Origin of the sequence: Cupriavidus sp. Agwp_2 (assembly GCF_040784895.1) — a bacterium.
GTDB lineage: Bacteria > Pseudomonadota > Gammaproteobacteria > Burkholderiales > Burkholderiaceae > Cupriavidus.
Map to the genome: position 1 here is coordinate 2,689,461 of NZ_CP088084.1, position 23,840 is coordinate 2,713,300.

The following is a 23,840-nucleotide window of genomic DNA, read 5'->3' on the forward strand; positions in this document are numbered from 1 at the left end:
GTTCGGATGAAATGCTGATTTCACGTAAAACTATGTCAAGTACTTGACGTATATTCGTGGGGTGCCTAGTATGTGTTCACGCAACCACCAGAACAAACGAGGACCCCATGGAGACACTCGACAAGATCCTGACGCCGCTGAGGACAGGTAGCCACGTCATTCCCAACCGGATGGTGATGGGTGCGATGCATACGCGGCTTGAGACGCTTGACCGGCCGCACGAGCGCCTTGCCGCCTTCTATGCGGAGCGCGCCAGGGGCGAGATCGGGCTGATCCTGAGCGGCGGTTTCTCGCCCAATCCGGAAGGGGTCATGGAGGCGGGCGGGCCGCTGTTCAACAGCGCCGGCCAGCTTGACGAGCATCGCGCCGTGACCAGTGCCGTGCATGAGGCGGGCGGCAAGATCGTGCTGCAGATCCTGCATGCCGGCCGCTATGCCAAGGTGCCGGAGTGCGTGGCCCCGTCGCCGGGCAAGGCGCGTATCAATACTTTTTTGCCGCACGCGCTGAGCACGGACGAGGTCTGGAAGACGATCGACGACTTTGCCCATACCGCGGCGCTGGCGATCGAAGCCGGCTATGACGGTGTCGAGATCATGGGCTCGGAGGGATACCTGATCAACGAATTCACCGCCGCGCCGACCAACCGGCGTGACGATGAGTTCGGCGGCAACTTCGCCGCGCGCATCCGCTTCCCGCTGGAAGTCATCGGCGCGGTGCGCGAGCGGATCGGCCGCGATCCGATGCTGGTCTACCGCATTTCCGCGATCGATCTGGTCGAGGGCGGCATGACCGGTGACGAAGTGGCCGAATTCGCCAGGCAGGTCGAAGCCGCCGGTGCAGACCTGATCAACACCGGGGTGGGCTGGCATGAGTCGGCGGTGCCGACCATTGCGGCCACCGTGCCGCGGGCGGCGTGGAGCGAGGCCGTGAAGAACGTCAAGCAGGCGGTGGGTATTCCCGTCATGGCCTCGAACCGGATCAATGCGCCCGACGCCGCCGAACAGGTGATCGCCGCGGGCGTTGCCGACCTGGTGTCCATGGCGCGGCCGCTGCTAGCCGATCCGGATTTCGCGCGCAAGGCGCGGCTTGGCATCACCGACGAGATCAATACCTGCATCGCTTGCAACCAGGCCTGCCTGGACCGCATTTTCACCGAGCGCACCGCGACGTGCCTCGTCAACCCGCGCGCCGGTCGGGAAATCGAATTTCCCATTGGGGTCGTGGCGGCCCCGAAGCGGATCGCCGTGGTGGGCGGAGGGCCGGCCGGGATGGCGTTTGCGATCAACGCCACGGAGCGCGGCCACCGCGTCACGCTGTTCGAAGCGGAGGCCCAGCTCGGCGGCCAGCTCAACCTGGCCAAGATGGTGCCCGGCAAGGCCGAGTTCCACGAGATGCTGCGCTATTTCCGCGTCAGGCTGGACAAGCTGAAGGTGACGCTGCGGCTGGGCGAGGCCGCCACGCCCGAGGCGCTTGCCACGGGCAATTTCGATGAGATCGTGCTGGCCACCGGCGTGTCGCCGCGAGTGCCGGACTTCATCGGCGCGGATCATCCCAAAGCCGTGTCCTATCTCGACGTGCTGAGCGGCAAGGTCACGCCTGGGCAGCGCGTGGCCATCATCGGCGCGGGCGGGATCGGCTTCGACGTTGCCGAATTCCTGCTTGGCGATGCCGAGGAATCCCTCGATCCGCAGGCTTTCTTCCGTGCATGGGGCGTGGATCCGAAGAGCGTCACGCCCGGCGGCCTGACCGCGGCGGCCGAGCCGGACGCGCCGCGCCGCAGCGTCTTCATGTTCCAGCGCAAGGACGAGCCCCTCGGCAAGCGCCTGGGCAAGTCCACCGGCTGGATCCTGAAGGCCAGGCTGCGCAAGGCTAATGTCGGCATGACGGCGGGCGCGACCTATGACGCCATCGATGATGAAGGCCTGCACTACACGGTCCAGGGCAAGCCGCATGTGCTTCCCGTCGATCACGTCGTCCTGTGCGCGGGGCAGAACCCGAACCGCACGCTGTACGACGAGCTGGTGGCACGTGGTCTCAAGCCCCGCCTGATCGGGGGCGCCGATGTCGCCAGCGAGCTTGACGCGCTGCGCGCCATCGACCAGGCCACCCGGCTCGCTGTCGCCCTCTGAGTTCACCTTTAACCCACTGACCCCGCCAGCTTTCCCGCAGGAGATGCTCGTGCCCACCAAATACGACCAGGGCCTGGAGAAGTGCCAGGCTAATTTCCAACCCCTGACGCCGCTGCATTTCCTCAAGCGCGCCGCGGACGTGTTCCCGGAGCGCGCCGCCGTGATTTATCGGGACCGGCGCTATACCTGGCGGCAGTATGCACAGCGCTGCTACACCCTCGCCAGGGCGCTGATCGCGGCCGGCATCGAGCGCGGCGACACGGTATCGATCCTTGCGCCGACATTCCGGAAATGCTCGAGGCGCACTTCGGCGTGCCGCTGTCTGGCGCCGTGCTGAACAGCATCAACATCCGCCTCGACGCACCGGCCATTGCCTTCATCCTCCAGCATTCCGAGACGCGCCTGCTGTTGGTCGACAGCCAGCTCGCCGCCGTCGCGCGCGAGGCCGTCAGCCAGTCCGGCCGCGAGATCCGGATCGTCGACATCATCGATCCCGGCGGCTGGTACCACAGCGGCGACTCGCCGTGGTGCATGGCGACGGCTATATCGAGATCAAGGACCGGGCCAAGGACATCATCATCTCCGGCGGCGAGAACATCTCTTCGCTGGAAGTCGAGGAGGTGCTGTACACGCGTCCGGCCATCCAGGCCGCGGCGGTGGTGGCGGTGCCGGACGCCAAATGGGGCGAAGTCCCGTGCGCCCTGCTGGAGCTGAAGCCGCAGTTCGCGGGAGCACTGAGCGCGGAAGAGGTGATCCGCTATTGCCGCGAGCGGCTGCCCGGCTTCAAGACGCCGCGCCATATCGTATTTGAAACGCTGCCGCGCACGGCGACCGGCAAGCTTCAGAAATTTGTCCTGCGCAAGCTGGCTGCCGCAGCGGTAGCCAGCCGGACTTAGTCACGAATTCACTCAGGAGATAGCAGTATGCGAGGTCTGAACGACAAGGTGGTCGTCATCACCGGTGCGGCCGGTGGGATTGGCAAGGCGCTGTGCCAGCGGTTCTGCGAAGAAGAGGCGCGCGTGGTCGCCGTCGACGTCAATGCCGATGCGCTGGAGCAGCTCGGCGCAGCGCTCAAGCCAAGCGGGGCGAGCGTCACCGCCGTCAAGGTCGATATCACCGACCACGGCGCGGTGAAGCAGGCAATCGACACCGTTGCGCAGCACGGCTAAAGGCAAGCGCACACCATGAGCCAATACACCGATATCCTTTATGAAATGCGTGCCGGCGTGGCGCGCATCACGATCAACCGCCCGGAGAAATACAACGCGTTCCGCGGGAAGACCTGCGACGAGCTGATCGATGCCCTGAACGCCGCATCGTGGGACAAATCCGTCGGCGTGGTCGTGCTGACGGGCGCCGGCGACAAGGCATTCTGTACCGGCGGCGACCAGTCGGCGCATGACGGCGGCTACGACGGGCGCGGCGTGATCGGCCTGCCGGTCGAAGAACTGCAAGGCATGATCCGCGAATGCCCGAAGCCGGTGATCGCGCGCGTCAATGGCTATGCCATTGGCGGCGGCAATGTGCTGGTCACATGCTGCGACCTGGCCATTGCCTCCGATACCGCGCAGCTGGGCCAGGTGGGGCCGAAGGTTGGCTCGGTCGACCCGGGGTTTGGCACGGCGCTGCTGGCGCGTGTCGTGGGGGAGAAGCGGGCGCGCGAGATCTGGTTCCTGTGCCGGCGCTACACCGCGGCGGAGGCCCTGAACATGGGACTGGTGAATGCCGTCGTGCCGCACGACCAGCTCGACGCGGAAGTCGATAAATGGTGCCAGGAAATCCTGGCCATGAGCCCCACGGCACTGGCCATCGCCAAGCGTTCGTTCAACGCCGACACCGATTCGATCCGCGGCATCGGCGGCCTGGGCATGCAGGCACTGGCGCTGTACTACGAGACTGACGAATCGCAGGAGGGCGTGCGCGCCTTCCTCGAAAAGCGCAAGCCGCGCTTTCGCGAAGTCTATGAAGGCAAGCGCAAAGCCGCTGGCGGAGGCGAGGCATGACCATCAGCCTGCGCTATGACGGCGAACTCGCCGTGCTGACGATCGATCGGCCAGCCGCCCTCAATGCCCTGAACGTCGACATGCTCAAGACCTTGTCGGGCTATGTCGATGACATCGAACGGTCTGATGCGCGCGGCGTTGTCATTGTCGGCGCCGGCGATCGCGCATTCTGCGCCGGTGCCGACATTGCGGAATTGCAGGACCGCACGCCGGCTCAGCACCTGGATGGCTCGGTGTTCGGGCAGGGGGTGCTCTCCAAGCTGGCTGCGCTCAGCATGCCAAGTGTTGCGGTCATCCGTGGCCTGGCGCTTGGGGGCGGCCTCGAGCTTGCCATGGCATGCAGCTACCGCGTGGCGCTGGCCGGCGCGAACCTCGGGCTACCTGAGATCAAGCTCGGCCTGATCCCGGGCTACGGCGGCACGCAACGGCTGCCACGGCTGGTCGGCACAACACGGGCGCTGGATCTGATTACTACCGGCCGAATGATTGCCGCAGACGAGGCACTGGAAATCGGCCTGGTCGACCGGCTGGTCGAGGGCGGCGACCCGGTCGCTGTCGGCAAGGCACACCTGGCTGAAGTCTCGGAAGGCCGGCCTTCAGCCTTTCATCTGGCTCGTGAGGCGGTGTTGTCCGCGGCACGGCTGGACCTGGATGCCGGCCTGCGCGCGGAGGCTGAATTGTTCTCGCGCGCCACGCGCACCGACGACGCGCGGGAAGGCATCGGAGCATTTCTCGCCAAACGCGCGCCGCAGTTCACCGGCAGATAACGTATCTCCTGAAGGAGCGGGGGTGCCGATGGTGCCGGCACGGCGCTCAACGCCCGCGCGGCTGGTGGCGGCCAGGGCGCAACCGGCACCACTCCATGTATGAGGGTCAATCCATGATGCTTGCCGCCGCGGTGCATTCATTTGAACAGCAGTTGTCGATGGAGGCTACCTCTATCCGGGAGCTAGGCTGGAGCCAGGACTACCAGGAAGGCGTTCATGCGTTCAGCGAGAAGCGCCCGCCCACGTTCTCCGGCACCTGAGTTGTTGTCGGCCGCCTGAGCCGCTCAAAGGCCACTTTGCGGCGGGCTTCCCGTTAACACACCGTTGCTTTCCCGCATACGTACTATCACCTAATGCTGCAATGCGACAATTCCTTTGCTACAATTCGGGAAAACCCCATGAGGGTAATCCCTCGAAGCAAGTAAGGAAGGAAGCCATGAACACCCAATCCGATATCAAGCTGACCGATCAACTGGAACGTGACCTCATCGAGCGTGAGCTGGGCAAGCAAAGCCTGGGCTTCGTGCAGGACGCCAAGCGTGCCATCGCCGCCGTGCAGGAAACCATTGCTCGCCTGCAGTCGCAAGCCCGCAAGGCCAAGGTGGTCTACGCCAACGGCTAAGCAGTTTCCAGCAGTATTGCAGTACCCGCGGCCCCTTGTGGCTGCGTTGAGAACCGGCCAGACGCGCGCCCGCGATGGGCAAGACGCGGCCGGTTTTGTTTTGCCTGCGCGTTTCACGCACTGCAGGTCGACGTGCCTTGTGAGCAACTCTGACAAGGCTTGCCAGACCTTTTCATTTTGTCGCGGCGCGGCCAGGGGCTATCTTGGATGCCTTTGCAGAACCGTCCGCGACCATGCCCCCGCTTGTCCTCGTGTGCCTGCTGATCACTTACGTGGTCTGGGGTACGACCTACCTGGCGATCCGCTTTACGCTGGAGAGCTTTCCGCCGCTGTTCATGACGGGTACGCGCTTTCTCTGTGCGGGCCTGCTGCTGAGCGCCTGGCTGGCGTGGCGCGGCACGCCGATGCCGTCGTGGCGGTTGCTGCGCAACTGCGCGGTGCCGGCGCTGTTCCTGCTGGTAGGCGGCATGGGATTGACCGCGATTGCCGAGCAGACCATCTCCTCGGGCGCGACGACGGTGATGATCGGCTCGATGCCGATCTATGCGCTGATCTGGGCAGCCTGCTTCGGCCAGCGCCCGAAATGGTATGAGTATGTGGCGATTGCAATCGGCAGCACGGGCATCCTGGTGCTGACCGCGGGGGCGGAATTCCGCGTCAGCACGGGCGGCGTGGTGGCGCTGATGCTGGCGGTGGCGAGTTGGTCGTTCGGCTCGCAGTTGGTGCGCCGGCTCGAACTGCCGCAGGGCGCCGCGGCCTTTGCCGCGGAAATGTTGATCGGCGGGGTGGTGCTGATGGTGCTGTCGGCGCTGCGGCAGGAGCCGTGGCCGGCGTCGCTGTCGTCGATCAGCGCGCAGGCTGGCTGGGCCTGGGTCTATCTGGTGGTGGCGGGTTCGCTGGTGGCGTTCTCGGCCTACATGTACCTGGTGGCGACGGTCAGCCAGACGCTGTCGACGAGCTACGTCTACGTCAATCCGCCGGTGGCGCTGGCGATGGGCGCCTGGCTGGGTGGGGAGCTGATCGCGCCGCAGACGCTGTATGCGGTGATCTTGATCCTGCTGGCGCTGGCCGTGCTGAGCGTCGGCACGCTGCGCACGGCGCGGGCACAAGCGGCTGCCTGACGCCCGCTCCCAGGGTTCAGCTACCCGACTGTTCCTGGATCCAGAGCGACAGCCGCACCTTGTAGGCCTGCTGGATATGGCGCCGGGCGATCTGCTCGGCCTGCGCCGGATCCCGTTTTTCCAGCGCTTCGACCAGCGCGGTGTGCTCTTCATACGAGCTGCGCGCGCGGCCGGGTACTGCCAGCGTGGTGCGGCCGAGCAGCGCCATCGATTCATGCAGCGAGCGCAGGTTCTTCAGCAGATAGCGGTTATGGGCGCAGCGGTGCAGGGTCTCGTGGAACAGCCGGTTGTTCTGCGCCAGCCGGTCCGGATCGTCGGCGAACGCCAGGTCGCGCTCGACGATATCGCGCAGAAGCGAAATCTCCACATCGGTGGCATGGCGCGCGGCCAGGGCCGCGGCGGTGCCTTCCAGCACCTCGCGCATCACATACAGCTCGCTGACCATGCTGGCGTCGAGCTGGGTCACCATCATGCCCCGGTTTGGCTCGTTGACCACCAGGCCCTCGGATTCCAGCCGAGACAGCGCTTCGCGCACCGGCGTGCGCGACAGCCCCAGCGATTCCGCCAGTTCCACTTCGCGCAGCCGGGTGCCGGGAGATAGCTGCCCCGCCTGGATGGCGGCGCGCAGTTGCTGATAGGCGCGCTCCGAGCGCGGGAGCGATGCAGCCTGGCCGCCGTCGGCGGCACCGGCAAACTCTTGAGAAATCATGTGAGGCTGGCTGGTGCGGTTTGACTGTCGTAGCCAGCCATCATACCCGCTCAAGCGCGCCTGACATCACGGCGTCGCAATATCCTGCAAAGCGGCGCCGGCTGCCGGCTGCGCCCTGGGCGGGCTTACGACTGGTAGGGGTGGTACTGGTACAGCCACGTCTCCGACAGCGGCTTGCCGTTCAGGCGCAGGAACAGGCGGATGTCGACCGGCTCCTTGCCGTCGGCGGCCAGGTCGAACTGGGCGCGCCAGTGGCCGGCGACGTTGTTGGGCACGGCTTCGGTGAAGACATAGGAAAAGGTGCCGCGCGAGGCGGTCAGCACGGCTTCCGGCTTGACGCCGAACGGCAGTTTTTCCAGCGGCGCGCCCTTGAACTCGACCATGAACTTGCGCACGCCCTTGGGCCGCGGCTGCCCCGGCTGGCCGCCGTTGCCCAGGCGCGTGGCCACGCAGCGCGCCAGCGGCGACGGGTTCGGTTCGTCGGCCTGCCAGTGCAGGCGATAGCGCAGGCGGTAGGCCGCGCCGGCCTTGGCGGGCGCCTTGGGAACCCACATGGCGACGATGTTGTCGTGGATCTCGTCGTCGGTGCGAAGTTCGACCAGTTGCACGGTGCCGGCGCCCCAGCCGTCGCGCGGCTCGACCCACAGGCTCGGGCGGCGTTCGTAGTTGACGCCGTCCTGGTAGTGGTCGAACAGCCGGTCGCGCTGCAGCAGGCCGAACCCCTTGGGGTTGTCGTCGGAGAATGCCGATGCCGTGGTCTGCGGCGGGTTGTTGAGCGGGCGCCAGATATGCTCGCCGGCGCCGTTCCAGATGGCGAGGCCGTCAGAGTCGTGGACTTCCGGGCGCCAGTCGGCGACCCCCTTGATGCTTTCCGAGAACCAGTACATCGAGGTCAGCGGCGCGAGTCCCAGGCGCCCCACGTCCTTGCGCAGGAACAGCGCGCATTCCACGTCCATGATCACGGCCTTGGCGCGCTGCATCACGAAGCGGTAGGCGCCGGAGATGCTGGGGCCGTCGAGCAGGGCGTAGACGGTGACGGTATCGCCGTTGCCTTCCGGGGTCTCGAACCAGAAATGGGTGAAAGACGGAAATTCCTCCGACGTGCCTGCCTCGGCCACGTCGATGGCGACGCCGCGCGCCGACAGCCCGTACTGGTACAGGTCGCCGATGGCGCGGAAGTAAGAGGCCCCGAGGAAGGCGACCCAGTCGTTCTTGCGCCAGTCGCGCGTCTTCTGGTCGCCGAGGCGGCTTTCCTGGAAGCGGAAGCCGGCAAAGCCGCTGCCCGGCGGCAGCTTGTGCGCGGGGCTGTCGGCGGGCATGTCGAAGTACGCATCGTCATAGACGATCTCGCGGGCGCGGCCCGCGCCGTCCTTGCCGCGCTCGATCACGTGCATGCGCACGGGGGTGCGGAAGAAGGTGCCGAGGTGGAAGAAGGTGACCGGAAACTGGCCCGGACCCTTGGCAAACAGCGCATCGTCGGTGCGGAAGCGGATCTTGCCGTGGGCGTCGTAGTCGATGCGCGACAGCACGTCGGCCGGCGGTGAGGGCGGTGGCGCGTAAGGCTTGGCAGCCAGGGCGCGTGCACGCTCGATCAGGGCGTCGAAGCCGAACGGCTGGGCCTCGCCGAGCTTGATCCGGCTGGCCGCCAGCACCGATGGGGTAATGCCCAGCGCGGCCAGGGCGGCGGAGGCGGTGGCGGAGACCAGCAGGGTTCGGCGGTTCATCATGTGGCGAAAGCGTCCTTTTGTTTCCGGGGTTGAGCAGAGCACTCTAAAAGACGGCGTTTCCCGGGAAAAGTTCGGACACCGTCTGTTACAGCCTGCGGCGGCACGCGAGTCACATTGTGCCGCCGGACGCTCAGCGGGACTCGCCCCGCGCGCGGCGCGCCAGGCGCCGCTGCCGCGCCAGCATGTTCAGCCCTTCCACCGCGGCCGAGAACGCCATCGCCGTATAGATATAGCCCTTCGGCACATGTGTGCCGAGCCCTTCGGCGATCAGCGTCATGCCGATCATCATGAGGAAGGCCAGTGCCAGCATCACGATGGTCGGGTTGCGGTTGATGAAGTTGGCCAGCGGCGTGGCGGCGAACAGCATCGCCATCACGGCGGCGATCACCGCGACGAACATGATCTGGACATGCTCGGTCATGCCGACCGCGGTGATGATGCTGTCGATCGAGAACACCAGGTCCAGCAGCAGGATCTGGCCGATCGCGGCGGCAAAGCTGTGCACCACCTTGCCGCTGCCGTTGCTTTCGCCTTCTTCCTCGGCGGTCACGTGGTGATGGATCTCGCGGGTGGCCTTCCACACCAGGAAGGCGCCGCCGGCGATGAGGATGATGTCGCGCCACGACAGGCCCTGCCCAAGGATCGTGAAGACCGGCTCGGTCAGCTTGACGATGAGGGCGATGGTGGCCAGCAGGCCAAGGCGCATCAGCAGCGCCAGGCTGATGCCGATCTTGCGCGCCTTCTCGCGCATCTCTATGGGCAGCTTGTTGGTGAGGATCGAAATAAAGATCAGGTTGTCGATCCCCAGCACGATTTCCATGGCCACCAGCGTGGCCAGCGCCGCCCATGCGGCGGGGTCCTGCAGCAATGCCAGCGACGATTCCATGTACGGGCTCCGGTGTCAGTAAGCAGCCGGCGCCCAGGCATCGTTCCAGGCGCACGAAGCTTCATGTTAGCGCAGCGCCGCTTGCCGAAATGTGTCCGCGAAGATAAAGGTTGTTTTGCACGTTAGTGGAATATAGTATGTGATATATCAAAACATCCAATCGAGCCATCAAGGAGACAGCAATGAAAGTGTGTATCTACGGCGCGGGTGCCATCGGCGGCTATGTCGGGGCGCAGCTTGCGCGCGCGGGGGCGGATGTCAGCTTCGTGGCGCGCGGCCCGCACCTGGCGGCGATGCAGGAACACGGGGTGCGGCTGCTGATCGACGGCGAGGAGCGCGCCGCGCGCGTGCGCTGCACCAGCGATCCGCGCGAGCTGGGGCCACAGGACTATGTCTTCATCACGCTGAAGGCGCACTCGGTGCCGGGGGTGGTCGACCTGATCCAGCCGTTGCTGGGCCCGGAGACCGCGATCGTGACCGGCGTCAACGGCATTCCTTACTGGTATTTCTACAAGCACGGCGGAGAACTGGCGGGATCGACGCTGGAAAGCGTCGATCCCGGCGCCCGGCAGTGGCGTGGTTTCGGGCCGGAGCGCGCGATCGGCTGCGTGGTCTATCCCGCTGCCGAGATCGTCGCGCCCGGGGTGATCAAGCACGTGTATGGCAAGAAATTCCCGCTGGGCGAGCCGGACGGCAGCCGCTCCACCCGCGTTACGCGGCTCAGCGAACTGATGATGGCCGCCGACCTGGAAGCGCCGGTGCGTGACAACATCCGCGACGAAATCTGGCTGAAGCTGTGGGGCAACCTGTGCTTCAACCCGATCAGCGCGCTGACCCATGCCACGCTCGATGTCATTACCTCGGACCCGTCCACGCGCGCGCTGTCGCGCCAGATGATGGTGGAAGCGCAGGGCATTGCCGAGCGCTTCGGCGTCAAGTTCCGCGTCGACGTCGAGCGGCGCATCGATGGCGCAGGAGCGGTCGGGGCGCACAAGACCTCGATGCTGCAGGACCTGGAGGCCGGGCGGGCCATGGAAATCGACCCGCTGCTGACGGTGGTGCAGGAAATGGGCCGGCTGGTCGGGCAACCGACGCCGATGTGCGACGCCGTGCTGGGCCTGATCAAGCAGCGTGATGCGATGGCCAAGCTCGCGGCGTAACCGCCGGCGGTAGTGGATGACGGGAGAGGCCGCGGGTCTGGCCCTCCCGCCCTGAGCCGGCCGCGCCAATGTTGCGCCTGGCCCGCTTTGGGGCAAGAAATGGCAGGACGATTGTGATATACCATATACGACAGACCGCGCACGCTGACGGTGCCGATGCATGACCGCAACGTATTGCTTGATGCATTTTCGTAATGAGTCGGGCGTTTTGCTAAGCTGTGCGGAAATGTGGCGGGCAGCCATCCCGGCCGCCGCGCCACCGGTCTCACACGAGCATATTCCATGTCTGCGCAACCACAATCCATCGTCCAGCCCAACGGGCTGACCTTGTCCGTGCAACCGATCAACGCTGGCGCCAGCCTGCGCGACCAGGCCTACGCCATGCTGCGGCAGGCCATCGCCGATGCCGACATCTACCAGTCGCACGACGAAATCCGGCTCGACGAAAGGGTGCTGAGCGAAGCCATGGGCGTCAGCCGCACGCCGATCCGCGAAGCCATGACGCTGCTCGAGCAGGAAGGCTTCCTGCGTACCGTGCCGCGCCGGGGCATCTACATCATGCGCAAGACCAAGCGCGAGATCGTCGAGATGATCCAGATGTGGGCGGCGCTGGAGAGCATGGCGGCGCGGCTGGCCACGCAGAATGCCACCGACCAGGAAATCGCCCAGCTGCGCCGCATGTTCGACAGCTTCCGCGATTCGACGCCGGCGGAGCATATCGAAGAGTATTCAGACGCCAATATCGTGTTCCACCAGGCGATCGTGCAGCTGTCCAAGTCGCAGATCATCATGGACACGATCCGCAATATCTTTATCCACGTACGCGCGATCCGGAAGATGACGATCTCGCAGAGCGACCGGGCCTCAAGGTCGATCGTGGATCACCTGCGCATCATCGAAGCGCTGGAAAAGCGCGATACCGAGCTGGCCGAGCGGCTGGTGCGGCAGCACTCGCTGGACCTGGCGGAATACGTGGAGAAGCACTGCGACTTCCTCGACTGAGGCGAGCGGGGAAGGCAACAATCGGCGGACTTCGGTCCGCCGTTTTTGTTTGATGTTCACGCGAATGCCATTTCGCCAGATGGTATGTAATATATCAATGTGAGAATTTAGCGCTGGCGTCTGTAGTGACGTTTGCGCAAGGTGCCTCATCATGCGCTTATGTTGCGCCGCATCGTCGATATTTCTGATGCATCCGTCAAACTCCTCTTGCTCTCTTCTGATATATCACATACCGTATGTCATCAGGAGCGACAAAAATCACCATCTCCCGAGGAGACTTTCGCAATGGAAACCAAGGCACTGCAAGGTGTTCGTATCCTGGACATGACCCACGTCCAGGCAGGCCCCTCGGCCACGCAGCTGATGGCGTGGCTGGGCGCGGACGTGATCAAGGTCGAGATGCCCGGCCGCGGGGACATTACCCGCAGCCAGCTGCGCGACGTGCCCAACGCCGACAGCCTGTACTTCACCATGCTCAACTCCAACAAGCGCAGCCTGACGCTGAACATGAAGACGCCCGAAGGCAAGGCGCTGCTGGAAGACCTGGTACAGCGAAGCGACGTGCTGATCGAGAACTTCGGGCCGGGTGTGCTGGAGCGCGCGGGCTTCGACTGGGAGCACCTGCAGGACCTGAACCCGCGGCTGGTCTATGCCTCGATCAAGGGCTTCGGCCCGGGACCATATGCTGACTGCAAGGCGTACGAGAACGTGGCGCAGTGCATGGGCGGGTCGGCCTCGACCACCGGCGATGCCGAAGGCGTGCCGACCGTGACCGGCGCGCAGATCGGCGACTCGGGCACTGGCATCCATTGCGTGGTCGGCATCCTGGCCGCGCTGCTGCAACGCGAGCACACCGGCCGCGGACAACGCGTGGAGGTGGCGATGCAGGATGCGGTGCTGAACCTGTGCCGCGTCAAGCTGCGCGACCAGCAGCGCCTGGACAACGGCCCGCTGCGCGAATACCCCAACCAGGAGTTCGGCGACCACGTGCCGCGCGCCGGCAATGCCTCTGGCGGCGGCCAGCCGGGCGCGGCGCTGCGCTGCGCGCCGGGCGGCCCCAACGACTATGTCTACGTCATCATCCAGCCGCAGGGCTGGGAGCCGCTGATGCGCCTGTGTGGCCGCGAGGACCTGATCACCAACCCGGACTACGCCACGCCGGAAGCGCGTCTCAAGCACCTCGCCGATTGCTTCGCCGTGATCGAGAAGTGGACCGGCAAGGTCAGCAAGTTCGACGTGATGGCAGCGCTCAACGAGGTGGATGTACCGTGCGGCCCGATCCTGTCGATGAAGGACCTGATCGAGGACCAGTCGCTGTACCAGCGCGGCTACCTGGTCGAGCTGGAGCATCCGCAGCGCGGTAACTATGTGCAGCTGGGGTGCCCGATCACGATGTCGGCGTCGCCGGTGCAGGTAGAGCGCTCGCCGCTGCTGGGCGAGCATACCGACGAGATTCTCGAATGGCTGGGCCGCACGCCCGCGCAGATCTCGGCGATGAAGCTGGCCGGGGCGGTATGACGCACCCGGCCTGAGGGGCGCTTGCTGGCGCCAGTCGTTCCCGCAGCGGCGAGGGCGACAGGCGCGGCAGGCGGCCCCTCCCGCCAATTCCTCTTTCTTCCTCGATCGAATCCTGCAACCGATATCGGCGCAGGCAGGGCCCGCCTTTGCCTGCGCAAGGAGCATTCCCGTGCAAACCTGGATACGCTTTCGCCGCGCTGACGGCGGCATCGCCCATGGGCGCCTCGAAGATCAACATCGTGTCGTCGAATACGACAGCGACGGTTTCAACCATCCCGCGCCCACCGGCGCTGTGCATGAACTCGCGGCGCTGACGCTGGTTGCGCCGTGCGAGCCCGGCAAGGTGGTGGCGCTGTGGAACAACTTCCACGCGCTCGCGCGCAAGCTGGAAAAGCCGGTGCCGACGCACCCGCTGTTCCTGATCAAGCCGGCGTCGTCGCTGGCCGGCCCCAACGACGCCGTGCAGCGCCCCAAGAGCTACGACGGCAAGATCGTCTACGAGGGCGAGCTTGGCATCGTCATCGGCAAGAAGGCGCGCAATGTGTCGGTGGGAGAGGCCGGCGCCCATATCTTCGGCTACACCATCGTCAACGATGTGACCGCGGCCGAGCTGATCACCGCCGATCCCAATTTCCCGCAATGGACGCGCGCCAAGGGCTTCGACACCTTTGGCTGTGTCGGCCCGGCCATTGTCACCGGCTTTGACTGGCGCGCCGCCAGCGTGGTGACGCGGCTCGATGGCGTGGAGCGCCAGAACTATCCGCTGTCGGACATGATCTTCTCGCCGGAAGAGCAGGTCAGCCGCATTTCGCAAGACCTGACGCTGTTGCCCGGTGACGTGATTGCCGTCGGTACCTCGCTGGGCGTGGGTTCGATGAAGGATGGCGCGGTGGTGGAGGTGTCGATCGCTGGCATCGGCTCGCTGGTCAACCACGTGCGCGGCTGAGCGCGACCTAACGCAAACTCGATTACGGTGAATGCCATGCCAATGACGATCGGTGTGCCCCGCGAGGTCCACCCGGGCGAGCGGCGCGTTGCCGCCACCCCGGACTCGGTCAAGGAACTGCTCAAGCTCGGCTACCAGGTCGTGGTAGAGACCGGCGCGGGGCAGGAGGCTTCTTTCTCCGACGATGACTACCGCGCCGCCGGCGCCGCCATCGTCGATGCGGCGAGCCTGTGGGCCTCGGTCGACGTGGTGGTCAAGGTGCGCCCGCCGCAGGTCCACCCCAGCCTCGGCGTGGAAGAGGCGGCGCTGCTGAAGAAGCATGCCACGCTGATCGGCTTTGTCTGGCCGGCGCAGCAGATGGCGCTGCTGGAGCGGCTGGCGCAGCGCGGCGCCACGGTGCTGGCGATGGACTGCGTGCCGCGCATCTCGCGCGCGCAGAAGCTGGATGCGCTCAGCTCGATGGCCAATATGGCGGGCTACCGTGCGGTGATCGAAGCCGCGCATGCCTTCGGCCGGCCCTTTGCCGGCCAGATCACCGCCGCGGGCAAGATCCCGCCGGCGCGCGTGCTGGTGATCGGCGCGGGCGTGGCGGGGCTGGCGGCAATCGGCGCGGCGCGCAGCCTGGGCGCGGTGGTGCGTGCCTTCGATACGCGGCCGGTGGTGCGTCAGCAGATCGAGAGCCTGGGCGCCGAGTTCCTGACCGTCGAGATCGAAGAGGACGGCAGTGGCAGCGGCGGCTATGCCAAGGAGATGAGCCCCGCCTTCATCGAGGCGGAGATGCGTCTCTTTGCCGAGCAGGCGCGCGAGGTGGACATCATCATCACCACCGCGCTGATCCCGGGCAAGCCGGCGCCGAAGCTGCTGCAGCCCGAGACCGTCGGGCTCATGCGTTCCGGCAGCGTGGTGGTGGACCTTGCCGCCGAGCAGGGCGGCAACTGCGTGCTGACCGTGCCGGGCGAAAGCGTGCGCCGCAACGGGGTGACGATCATCGGCTATACCGACCTGCCGAGCCGGATGGCGGCGCAGTCGAGCCAGCTCTACGCCACCAATATCCGCCACCTGTTGACCGAACTGACGCCGGGCAAGGACGGCCGGCTCGTCGTCAACATGGACGACGAGATGATCCGCGGCGCGACGGTGCAGCACCAGGGCACCGTGACCTGGCCGCCGCCGCCGCTGACGGTGGCGATCCCGCAGCAGCAGGCGCCGGCCGCGTCGCCGCCGGTGCAGGCGGAAGCCGCCCCGCCGCCGAACCGTACCGGCGTGAAGCTGGCCGTGCTCGCGGTGGCGGCGATCGCATTGCTCGCCCTCGGGGCTGTGGCGCCGCCGGCCTTCATGGCGCACTTCACCGTGTTCGTGCTGGCGATCTTCGTTGGCTATCAGGTGGTGTGGAACGTCACCGCCGCGCTGCATACGCCGCTGATGAGCGTGACCAATGCCATCAGCGGGATCATCGTGGTGGGGGCACTGGTGCAACTGGGCAAGCCGTCGTTGCTGACGGCTGTGATCGCGGGCTGCGCGGTGCTGGTTGCGACTATCAATATCGCCGGGGGCTTCCTGGTCACGCAGCGCATGCTGAAGATGTTCCAGCGCGACTGAACACAAGGGCAAAGGAGACCGAGCCATGCCTTCCGGAATCAGCAATATCGCTTACCTTGGCGCCAGCGCGCTGTTCATCCTCAGCCTGAGCGGGCTGAGCCATCCTGCCACCGCCAAACGCGGCAACCTGTTCGGCATCGCCGGCATGGTGATCGCGGTGGTGACCACCGTGCTGGCCGGCACGCCCGATGGCGTCGCCATCATCATCGGCGCGATGCTTGTGGGCGGCATCGCCGGCGCGGTGCTGGCCAGGCGCGTGGAGATGACGCAGATGCCGCAGCTGGTGGCGGTGCTGCACAGCTTCGTCGGCCTGGCCGCGGTGCTGGTCGGCTACGCCAACTACCTCGAACCCACCACGCTGGCCGGCGCCGAAAAGGCGATCCATGAGATCGAGACCTACCTCGGCATCCTGATCGGCGCGGTCACCTTTACCGGGTCGATCATCGCCTTCCTCAAGCTGCAGGGCACCATGGGCGGCAAGCCGATGCTGCTGCCGGGCCGCCACGTGCTTAATGCCGGCGCGCTGGTGGTGTGCGTGTGGCTGGGCTACAGCTTCCTGAGTGCTGCCGATCCGCAGCAGGGACTGGTGCCGCTGGCGGTCATGACCGGGATCGCGCTGCTGGTCGGCGCGCACCTGGTGCTGGCCATCGGCGGCGCCGACATGCCGGTGGTGGTGTCGATGCTGAACAGCTACTCCGGCTGGGCGGCCGCGGCGACCGGCTTCATGCTGGGCAATGACCTGCTGATCATCACCGGCGCGCTGGTGGGATCGAGCGGCGCCATCCTCAGCTACATCATGTGCAAGGCGATGAACCGCAAGTTCCTGTCGGTGATCCTGGGCGGCTTCGGCGCGGTGCAGGCGCAGGGCACGGCGACCGAGCAGGGCGAGGTGCTGCCGGTGTCGAGCGAGGAAGTCAGCAGCCTGCTCAAGGATGCCAACGAGGTCATCATCGTGCCGGGCTACGGCATGGCGGTGGCGCAGGCGCAGGGCACCATCAGCGAGATCGCGCGGCGGTTGCGCGCGCAGGGGGTCAATGTCCGCTTCGGCATCCACCCGGTGGCTGGCCGCTTGCCGGGGCACATGAACGTGCTGCTGGCCGAGGCCCGCGTGCCGTACGACATCGTGCTGGAAATGGAAGAGATCAACGACGACTTCGAGAAAGCCGACGTGGTGCTGGTGGTCGGCGCCAACGACATCGTCAACCCGGGCGCGCTGGAAGACCCTGCCAGTCCGATCGCCGGCATGCCGGTGCTGGAGGTGTGGAAGGCGAAGACCGTCGTGGTGTCCAAGCGCAGCATGGCGGCGGGCTACGCGGGAGTCGACAATCCGCTGTTCTACAAGGACAACACGCGCATGTGGTTTGGCGATGCCAAGGGCAGTGTCGATGCGTTGCTGCGGCAGCTGGAGGAAACGCCGGCGTAGGGGTTTTCCAGGGGTGGGGTGCCACCGGCAATCCTCGATGGCATTCCTGCACCCGAATTCATGCCAGTTCCCGCAATATATAAGCGGTCATGAATAGATACGATAAAAAACTTTAAGCCAAGACTAATTTAGCTTCAGTTAGCATCAATCCACGGATTCATGTGCCGCAAGGCCAAGGGCAGGTCCAGTTGTAAAGGACTCACCCGCATAAAGCCCGTAAGTGCCCGTCGAGGCGCAATACAAAAAAGCCAGGAGACTGCTGGCCCCCTGCGCAACGGTTCATCACGGGCCTTCTAGATGGCCTCAAAGTGCCTGAAAACGTGGCATGTAATATATCTGACGGCTGAGATATCCAGTGCAATTAGCTTGCGGATTGAACTCCTGGATCTGTGCAAAGGGGGAATGGATTGCGCAGATTAAGGAATTGCACTGATTTGAGCGCAGATAGAGACCAGTTTGCTGCAGTGCACTGACGAAAGTTTGTCGCAGAGTAGGAAAATAGCTTGCCGTTCTCTGATATATCACATACCGTATGTCATCAAGAGCGGTCGAACAGACCGGCAGAGGGTGAAGCAAGGGGACAGCCCCCGCGCACTACGAACACGAGTCCAAGGAGGAGACCAAGCATGTCCGAAGTCGTAGCGAAGGGGGCCGGGAGCACCACCGCGGCAGCCACCCTGAAATAGAAGATTTCCAACCCCAGTCAATTTGTATAGAAGGAAGCAACCATGGCAGAAGTCGGAAACGAGCTGCAGCGTCACGCCACGGAAGAACATCAGGCACAAACCGATGGTTTTCATCTGGTCATCGACGCGCTGAAGCTGAACGGCATCGAAAACATCTATGGCCTGCCCGGTATTCCGGTCACCGATCTGGCGCGTCTGGCGCAGGCCAACGGCATGCGCGTCATCAGCTTCCGCCACGAGCAGAACGCAGGCAACGCAGCAGCGATTGCCGGCTTTCTCACGCAAAAGCCGGGCGTTTGCCTGACCGTTTCTGCGCCTGGCTTCCTGAACGGGCTGACGGCGCTGGCGCATGCGACCACCAACTGCTTCCCGATGATCCTGATCAGCGGCTCGAGCGAGCGCGAGATCGTCGATCTGCAGCAGGGTGACTACGAAGAGATGGACCAGTTGGCCATCGCCCGTCCGCACGCCAAGGCTGCCTTCCGCGTGCTGCACGCTGAAGACATTGGTGTCGGTATCGCGCGTGCCATTCGTGCCGCCGTGTCGGGCCGTCCGGGCGGTGTGTACCTGGACCTGCCGGCCAAGCTGCTGGGCCAGTCGATGGAAGCCGAGAAGGGCCGCAAGTCGCTGATCAAGGTGGTCGATCCGGCCCCGCGCCAACTGCCTGCCCCGGACTCGGTCGACCGTGCCGTCGCGCTGCTGAAGAGCGCCAAGCGCCCGCTGATCCTGGTAGGCAAGGGTGCTGCGTACGCACGCGCCGAAGCGGATATCCGCACGCTGGTCGAGAAGACGGGCATTCCGTACCTGCCGATGTCGATGGCCAAGGGCCTGCTGCCCGATACGCACCCGCAATCGGCCTCCGCCGCACGCTCGTATGTGCTGGCTGAAGCTGACGTGGTGTTGCTGGTCGGTGCCCGCCTGAACTGGCTGCTGTCGCACGGCAAGGGCAAGACCTGGGGCAAGCCAAAGCAGTTCATCCAGATCGATATCGCGGCGACCGAGATGGACAGCAACGTCGCCATCGCCGCGCCGGTAGTCGGTGACATTGGTTCGTGCGTGTCAGCGATCCTCGACAAGGTCGGCAACGACTTCGCCAAGCCGGGCGCCGACTGGCTGAACGCGGTGGCCGACCGCAGGGACACGAACCTGGCGAAGATGGGCGAGACCCTGGCCAGGGCCAAGGATGCGTCGCCGATGAACTTCCACGGCGCGCTGGGCGTGCTGAAGGATGTCGTCAAGGCCAATCCGGGCATCTCGTTTGTCAACGAAGGCGCCAATACGCTGGACTACGCCCGTGCCGTGATCGACATGTACGAGCCGCGCAAGCGCCTGGACGTGGGCACCTGGGGCGTGATGGGCGTGGGCATGGGCTACGCGGTCGCCGCGGCGGTCGAGACCAGCAAGCCGGTGCTGGCGCTGTGCGGTGACAGTGCGTTTGGTTTCTCGGGCATGGAAGTCGAGACGATCTGCCGCTACAACCTGCCGGTCTGCATCGTCATTTTCAACAACAACGGCGTCTACAAGGGTATCGACGTGAATCCGACCGGCGGCAAGGACCCGGCGGTCACGACGTTCGTCCCGGGCGCGCGCTACGACAAGATGATGGAAGCGTTCGGTGGCGTCGGTCACAACGTCACCACGCCGGCGGAACTCGAAGCCGCGGTGAACGAAGCCCTGCGGTCGGGCAAGCCCACGCTGGTCAACGCCGTCATCGATCCGTCTGCTGGCACCGAAAGCGGTCGTCTGACCAATCTGAATCCGCAAAGCTCGGCCAAGAAGTAATTCACCCGAATTTCACCCCCGAATTTCACCGCTCTAATCCAATAGGAGAACGAAAGTGAACCTCCCGCTCAACGGCATCAAGATCATTGACTTCACGCACGTCCAGGCCGGCCCCGCGTGCACGCAGCTGCTGGCATGGTTCGGCGCCGACGTGATCAAGGTCGAGCGCCCCGGTTCCGGCGACGTGACGCGCACCCAGCTGCGCGATATCCCGGATGTCGACGCGCTGTACTTCACCATGCTCAACTCCAACAAGCGCAGCCTGACGCTGGACACCAAGAAGCCGGACGGCAAGAAGATCCTGGAGCAGCTGATCCGCGAGTCGGACGTGCTGGTCGAGAACTTCGGCCCGGGCGCGCTGGACCGCATGGGCTTTTCGTGGGAGCGCATCAACGAACTGAACCCGAAGATGATCGTGGCTTCGGTCAAGGGCTTCAGCGACGGCCACCACTACGAAGACCTGAAGGTCTATGAGAACGTGGCGCAGTGCGCAGGCGGTGCGGCTTCGACCACCGGTTTCTGGGACGGCCCGCCGACGGTGTCCGCCGCGGCCCTGGGCGACTCCAACACTGGCATGCACCTGGCCATCGGCATCCTGACCGCGCTGATCGGCCGCGACAAGACTGGCAAGGGCCAGAAGGTGGCCGTGTCGATGCAGGACGCCGTGCTGAACCTGTGCCGCGTCAAGCTGCGCGACCAGCAGCGCCTGGACCGCCTGGGCTTCCTGGAGGAGTACCCGCAGTATCCGCATGGCAGCTTCAGCGACGTGGTGCCGCGCGGCGGCAACGCGGGCGGCGGCGGCCAGCCGGGCTGGGTGCTCAAGTGCAAGGGCTGGGAGACCGACCCCAACGCTTACATCTACTTCACCATCCAGGGCCATGCCTGGGAGCCGATCTGCAAGGCGCTGGGCAAGCCGGAATGGATCGACGATCCCAACTACGCCACGGCCAAGGCGCGCCAGCCGCATATCTTCGATATCTTCAACACCATCGAGGAATGGCTCGCCGACAAGACCAAGTACGAGGCGGTGGACATCCTGCGCAAGCATGACATCCCGTGCTCGCCGGTGCTGTCGATGAAGGAGATCGCCGACGATCCGTCGCTGCGCGCCAGCGGCAGCATCACCGAGGTGCCGCACAAGGAGCGTGGCACTTACCTGACGGTGGGCAGCCCGATCAAGTTCTCCGACCTCAAGCCGGAGATCACCGGTTCGCCGCTGCTGGGCGAGCATAGCGAGGAAGTGCTGGCCGGCCTGGGCTACGGCGCGGACGACATCAAGCGCCTGCGCGAGTCCCAAGTGATCTGACGCCACCTGCCCGGCACATGTGCCGGGGCGTACGCCGGGGCCGCGCAAACCGCGCCGCCCCGGCGTTTTTGCTTGCAGCGTGGCCCCGGGCCGCGCTACCTTGATGGCAACATACCCCAACCGGCAATGACCGACAGAGAGGGAATCCCCATGCCAGAACCCATCGATTTCGCGCAACTGGTGTCCGCCATCGGCGACGCCGTCATCATCTCCGACGCCAAGGGCGCCATCACGCTGTGGAACCCCGCCGCCGAGCGCATGTTCGGCTTCACCCAGGCCGAGGCCATGGGCCAGTCGCTCGACCTGATCATTCCCGAGCGACTGCGCGGGCGCCATTGGGAGGGCTATGACAAGACCATGGCCACCGGTATCACGCGCTACGGCCATGACCTGCTGAAGGTGCCCGCGGTCGACAAGCACGGCAAGACCATGTCGATCGCCTTTACGGTGGCGCTGCTCAAGGACGACGCGGGTGCCATCACCGGCATCGTCGCCGTGATCCGCGACGAGACCGTGCGCTTCCAGGAAGAGCGGGCGCTGAAGAAGCGGCTGGTCGAGCTGGAGAACCAGGTCAAGGAACAGGCCTGATTCTCCACCTCTCCCATAAATGACCCATAAATGGGAGAGGGGACACAACATTCGCGTTTTCCCTTCTGATTGTTGCCAGCGCCGTCGCACAGTGCCGCGGCGCTGCACCCCGTCCTTTCGTCCCCGGGAATACCCCAAGCCCTTTCGGCCGCGCGCCTTGCGCGCCGCTTCAATGCGCCCGAACGCCGCCTTTTCGGTACCAAAAGCATTGACGTGGTACCGAACGGCCCCTACATTGTCGCCTGACAAGAACAGCCACCGAGGAGACAAGATGACCCTTCAGCCCCCAGGCGTTCCGGCGGTCTCGCGCGTGCACGGCGGCGCGACCGTTGGCCAGCTCTATGCGACGGCGCTGCGCGCGCGGCCGGGCGTGCCGGCCATCGTGGGCGACGACATCACGCTGGGTTACGACGAACTCGCGCAGCTGTGCGCGCGCCTCGCGCGGCTGTTCGCCGCCAGAGGGCTGGCGCGGCAGGATGCCGTGGCCTTCCTGGTCGGCAACCGCGCCGAAGCGGTGGCCGCGATCATCGCCGCGCAGCTGGCCGGGCTGAAGAACGTGTCGCTGCATCCGATGGCATCGGAAGCGGATCACGCCTTCGTGCTGCAGGAGGCGGGCGTGACGGCGCTGGTGGTCGACAACGCGCGTTTCGCCGAGCGGGCGCGCGCGCTGGCCGGTGCCCGCGCGGTGCAGGTGCTGCCGCTGGACGACGGCGAATTCGGCCCCGGGCTGGCCAGCGTGGCGGCGGCGATGGATGGCGCCGACTATATCCCCGGCGACGATCCCACGGAAATCAGCAAGATCTCCTTTACCGGCGGCACCACCGGCCGCTCCAAAGGCATCTTGCATACCCACCGGACCACGGTGACCGTGCTGCAGTACATGCTGGCTACCTACGAGTGGCCGGCGCAGGTGCGCTACCTGGTGACCACGCCGATCTCGCACGCGTCTGGCGCCATGATCCTGCCGACGCTGCTGCGCGGCGGTACCGTCTACCTGTGCGACAAGTTCAGCCCCGCGGACTTCCTGCGCCGCGTGGCGCAGGACCGCATCAACCTGACTTTCCTGGTGCCTACGCAGATCTACGGCGTGCTCGACTGCGATGGCCTCGATACGGCCGACCTGTCCAGCCTGGAACTGGTGCTTTATGGCGCCGCGCCGATCGCGCCGGTGCGGCTTGCCGATGCGCTGCGCCGCATTGGCCCGGTGTTCGGCCAGATCTATGGCCAGGCCGAAGCGCCGATGTGCATCAGCTACCTGCCACGCGCCGACCACGACCCGGATCGTCCGGAACGGCTGCGTTCATGCGGCAAGGTCATCGCCGGCAACCAGGTGCGGCTGCTCGACGCCGACCTGCGCGAAGTCGCGCCGGGCGAGGTCGGCGAACTGTGCGTGCGCGGGCCGCTGGTGATGGAAAGCTACCTGAATCGGCCGGAAGAAAACGCGAAAGTCTTCGCCAGCGACTGGCTGCATACCGGCGACATGGCGCGCTGCGACAGCGAGGGTTACCTGTACCTGGTCGACCGCGCCAAGGACATGATCATCAGCGGCGGCTTCAATGTGTACCCGAGCGAGGTGGAGCACTGCCTGGCGCAGCACCCGGCCATCGCCATGTCGGCGGTGATCGGCATCCCGGATGCCAAGTGGGGCGAGTCGGTCACGGCCATCGTCGTGACACGCCCCGGCGCCGCGTTGACCGAGGCCGACGTGATCGGCCATGTCACGCAACACAAGGGTGTGGTCAACGCGCCCAAGCAGGTCGTGTTTGCCGAAGAACTGCCGCTGACCGCGCTGGGCAAGATCGACCGCAAGGCGATCCGCGGCCGCTACTGGGGCGGGCAGGAACGGCAGGTGGCCTGAGCGCCGCT

At 65.4% G+C, this 23,840-nt stretch carries 20 protein-coding genes and 1 pseudogene; 18 read left to right on the forward strand and 3 right to left on the reverse strand.

From position 1 onward, the window contains the following. The first annotated feature begins 107 nt into the window (after positions 1-107). The 8 genes and pseudogenes from LPA45_RS29910 to LPA45_RS29945 all read left to right on the forward strand — a co-directional run bounded on the left by LPA45_RS29910 (position 108) and on the right by LPA45_RS29945 (position 6,642). A complete protein-coding gene (locus LPA45_RS29910; protein WP_317921023.1) occupies positions 108-2,129 on the forward strand; it encodes an FAD-dependent oxidoreductase in 2,022 nt (673 codons plus the stop codon). 43 nt (positions 2,130-2,172) lie between these two features. Then, positions 2,173-3,025, forward strand: a pseudogene (locus LPA45_RS29915) (AMP-binding protein). A gap of 27 nt (positions 3,026-3,052) precedes the next feature. Further along, positions 3,053-3,298 carry an SDR family NAD(P)-dependent oxidoreductase gene (locus LPA45_RS29920; RefSeq protein ID WP_116321890.1) on the forward strand — a complete coding sequence of 82 codons (246 nt, stop codon included), beginning with the start codon at positions 3,053-3,055 and terminating at the stop codon, positions 3,296-3,298. A 15-nt stretch (positions 3,299-3,313) separates the two neighbouring features. Further along, positions 3,314-4,132 carry a 2-ketocyclohexanecarboxyl-CoA hydrolase gene (gene badI / locus LPA45_RS29925; protein WP_116321889.1) on the forward strand — a complete coding sequence of 273 codons (819 nt, stop codon included), beginning with the start codon at positions 3,314-3,316 and terminating at the stop codon, positions 4,130-4,132. Next, positions 4,129-4,899 (forward strand): enoyl-CoA hydratase-related protein, encoded by a 771-nt coding sequence (locus tag LPA45_RS29930; protein ID WP_116321888.1) that lies wholly within the window; start codon positions 4,129-4,131, stop codon positions 4,897-4,899. Before badI ends, LPA45_RS29930 begins: the two co-directional genes overlap by 4 nt. A 113-nt stretch (positions 4,900-5,012) precedes the next feature. Next, a complete protein-coding gene (locus LPA45_RS29935; RefSeq protein WP_158577714.1) occupies positions 5,013-5,159 on the forward strand; it encodes a hypothetical protein in 147 nt (48 codons plus the stop codon). Between the two features lie 176 nt (positions 5,160-5,335). Further along, a complete protein-coding gene (locus LPA45_RS29940) occupies positions 5,336-5,521 on the forward strand; it encodes a hypothetical protein (RefSeq protein ID WP_116321757.1) in 186 nt (61 codons plus the stop codon). A gap of 233 nt (positions 5,522-5,754) precedes the next feature. After that, the gene (locus tag LPA45_RS29945) at positions 5,755-6,642 is read left to right on the forward strand and encodes an EamA family transporter (protein WP_317921028.1); all 888 of its coding nucleotides are present in this window, start codon (positions 5,755-5,757) and stop codon (positions 6,640-6,642) included. 16 nt (positions 6,643-6,658) lie between these two features. Here LPA45_RS29945 and LPA45_RS29950 read toward each other — a convergent pair whose 3' ends face one another. From LPA45_RS29950 to LPA45_RS29960, 3 genes are all read right to left on the reverse strand, one after another. Next, positions 6,659-7,351, reverse strand: a complete 693-nt coding sequence (locus tag LPA45_RS29950; protein ID WP_029047007.1) for a GntR family transcriptional regulator — start codon at positions 7,349-7,351, stop codon at positions 6,659-6,661. 125 nt (positions 7,352-7,476) lie between these two features. Beyond that, positions 7,477-9,078, reverse strand: coding sequence for a glucan biosynthesis protein (locus LPA45_RS29955; RefSeq protein ID WP_317921032.1), 1,602 nt, complete (start codon positions 9,076-9,078; stop codon positions 7,477-7,479). Positions 9,079-9,208: 130 nt separating this feature from the next. Next, positions 9,209-9,964, reverse strand: a complete 756-nt coding sequence (locus LPA45_RS29960) for a TerC family protein (protein ID WP_116321760.1) — start codon at positions 9,962-9,964, stop codon at positions 9,209-9,211. Positions 9,965-10,146: 182 nt separating this feature from the next. Between LPA45_RS29960 and LPA45_RS29965 the strand changes: the two genes are divergently transcribed. The 10 genes from LPA45_RS29965 (at position 10,147) to LPA45_RS30010 (ending at position 23,832) form a co-directional block, all read left to right on the forward strand. Further along, on the forward strand, positions 10,147-11,124 hold the full coding sequence (locus LPA45_RS29965; RefSeq protein WP_116321761.1) for a 2-dehydropantoate 2-reductase: 978 nt from the start codon (positions 10,147-10,149) through the stop codon (positions 11,122-11,124). Between the two features lie 282 nt (positions 11,125-11,406). After that, complete coding sequence (locus LPA45_RS29970) at positions 11,407-12,126, forward strand: GntR family transcriptional regulator (RefSeq protein ID WP_116321762.1); 720 nt, start codon at positions 11,407-11,409, stop codon at positions 12,124-12,126. Between the two features lie 285 nt (positions 12,127-12,411). Then, positions 12,412-13,644, forward strand: coding sequence for a formyl-CoA transferase (gene frc / locus LPA45_RS29975; RefSeq protein ID WP_116321763.1), 1,233 nt, complete (start codon positions 12,412-12,414; stop codon positions 13,642-13,644). 169 nt (positions 13,645-13,813) lie between these two features. Continuing rightward, positions 13,814-14,590 (forward strand): fumarylacetoacetate hydrolase family protein, encoded by a 777-nt coding sequence (locus LPA45_RS29980; protein WP_116321764.1) that lies wholly within the window; start codon positions 13,814-13,816, stop codon positions 14,588-14,590. Positions 14,591-14,626: 36 nt separating this feature from the next. Then, positions 14,627-16,189 (forward strand): Re/Si-specific NAD(P)(+) transhydrogenase subunit alpha, encoded by a 1,563-nt coding sequence (locus LPA45_RS29985; RefSeq protein WP_116321765.1) that lies wholly within the window; start codon positions 14,627-14,629, stop codon positions 16,187-16,189. Between the two features lie 25 nt (positions 16,190-16,214). Further along, positions 16,215-17,612 carry a Re/Si-specific NAD(P)(+) transhydrogenase subunit beta gene (gene pntB / locus LPA45_RS29990; protein WP_116321766.1) on the forward strand — a complete coding sequence of 466 codons (1,398 nt, stop codon included), beginning with the start codon at positions 16,215-16,217 and terminating at the stop codon, positions 17,610-17,612. A gap of 728 nt (positions 17,613-18,340) precedes the next feature. After that, entirely contained in the window at positions 18,341-20,080 is a 1,740-nt protein-coding gene (gene oxc, locus LPA45_RS29995) for an oxalyl-CoA decarboxylase (RefSeq protein ID WP_367395069.1), read from the forward strand. Positions 20,081-20,135: 55 nt separating this feature from the next. Then, positions 20,136-21,386, forward strand: coding sequence for a formyl-CoA transferase (gene frc / locus LPA45_RS30000; protein WP_116321768.1), 1,251 nt, complete (start codon positions 20,136-20,138; stop codon positions 21,384-21,386). 150 nt (positions 21,387-21,536) lie between these two features. After that, entirely contained in the window at positions 21,537-21,974 is a 438-nt protein-coding gene (locus LPA45_RS30005) for a PAS domain-containing protein (protein ID WP_116321769.1), read from the forward strand. 271 nt (positions 21,975-22,245) lie between these two features. Then, positions 22,246-23,832 carry an AMP-binding protein gene (locus LPA45_RS30010; RefSeq protein WP_317921042.1) on the forward strand — a complete coding sequence of 529 codons (1,587 nt, stop codon included), beginning with the start codon at positions 22,246-22,248 and terminating at the stop codon, positions 23,830-23,832. The last annotated feature ends 8 nt before the right edge of the window (positions 23,833-23,840 follow it).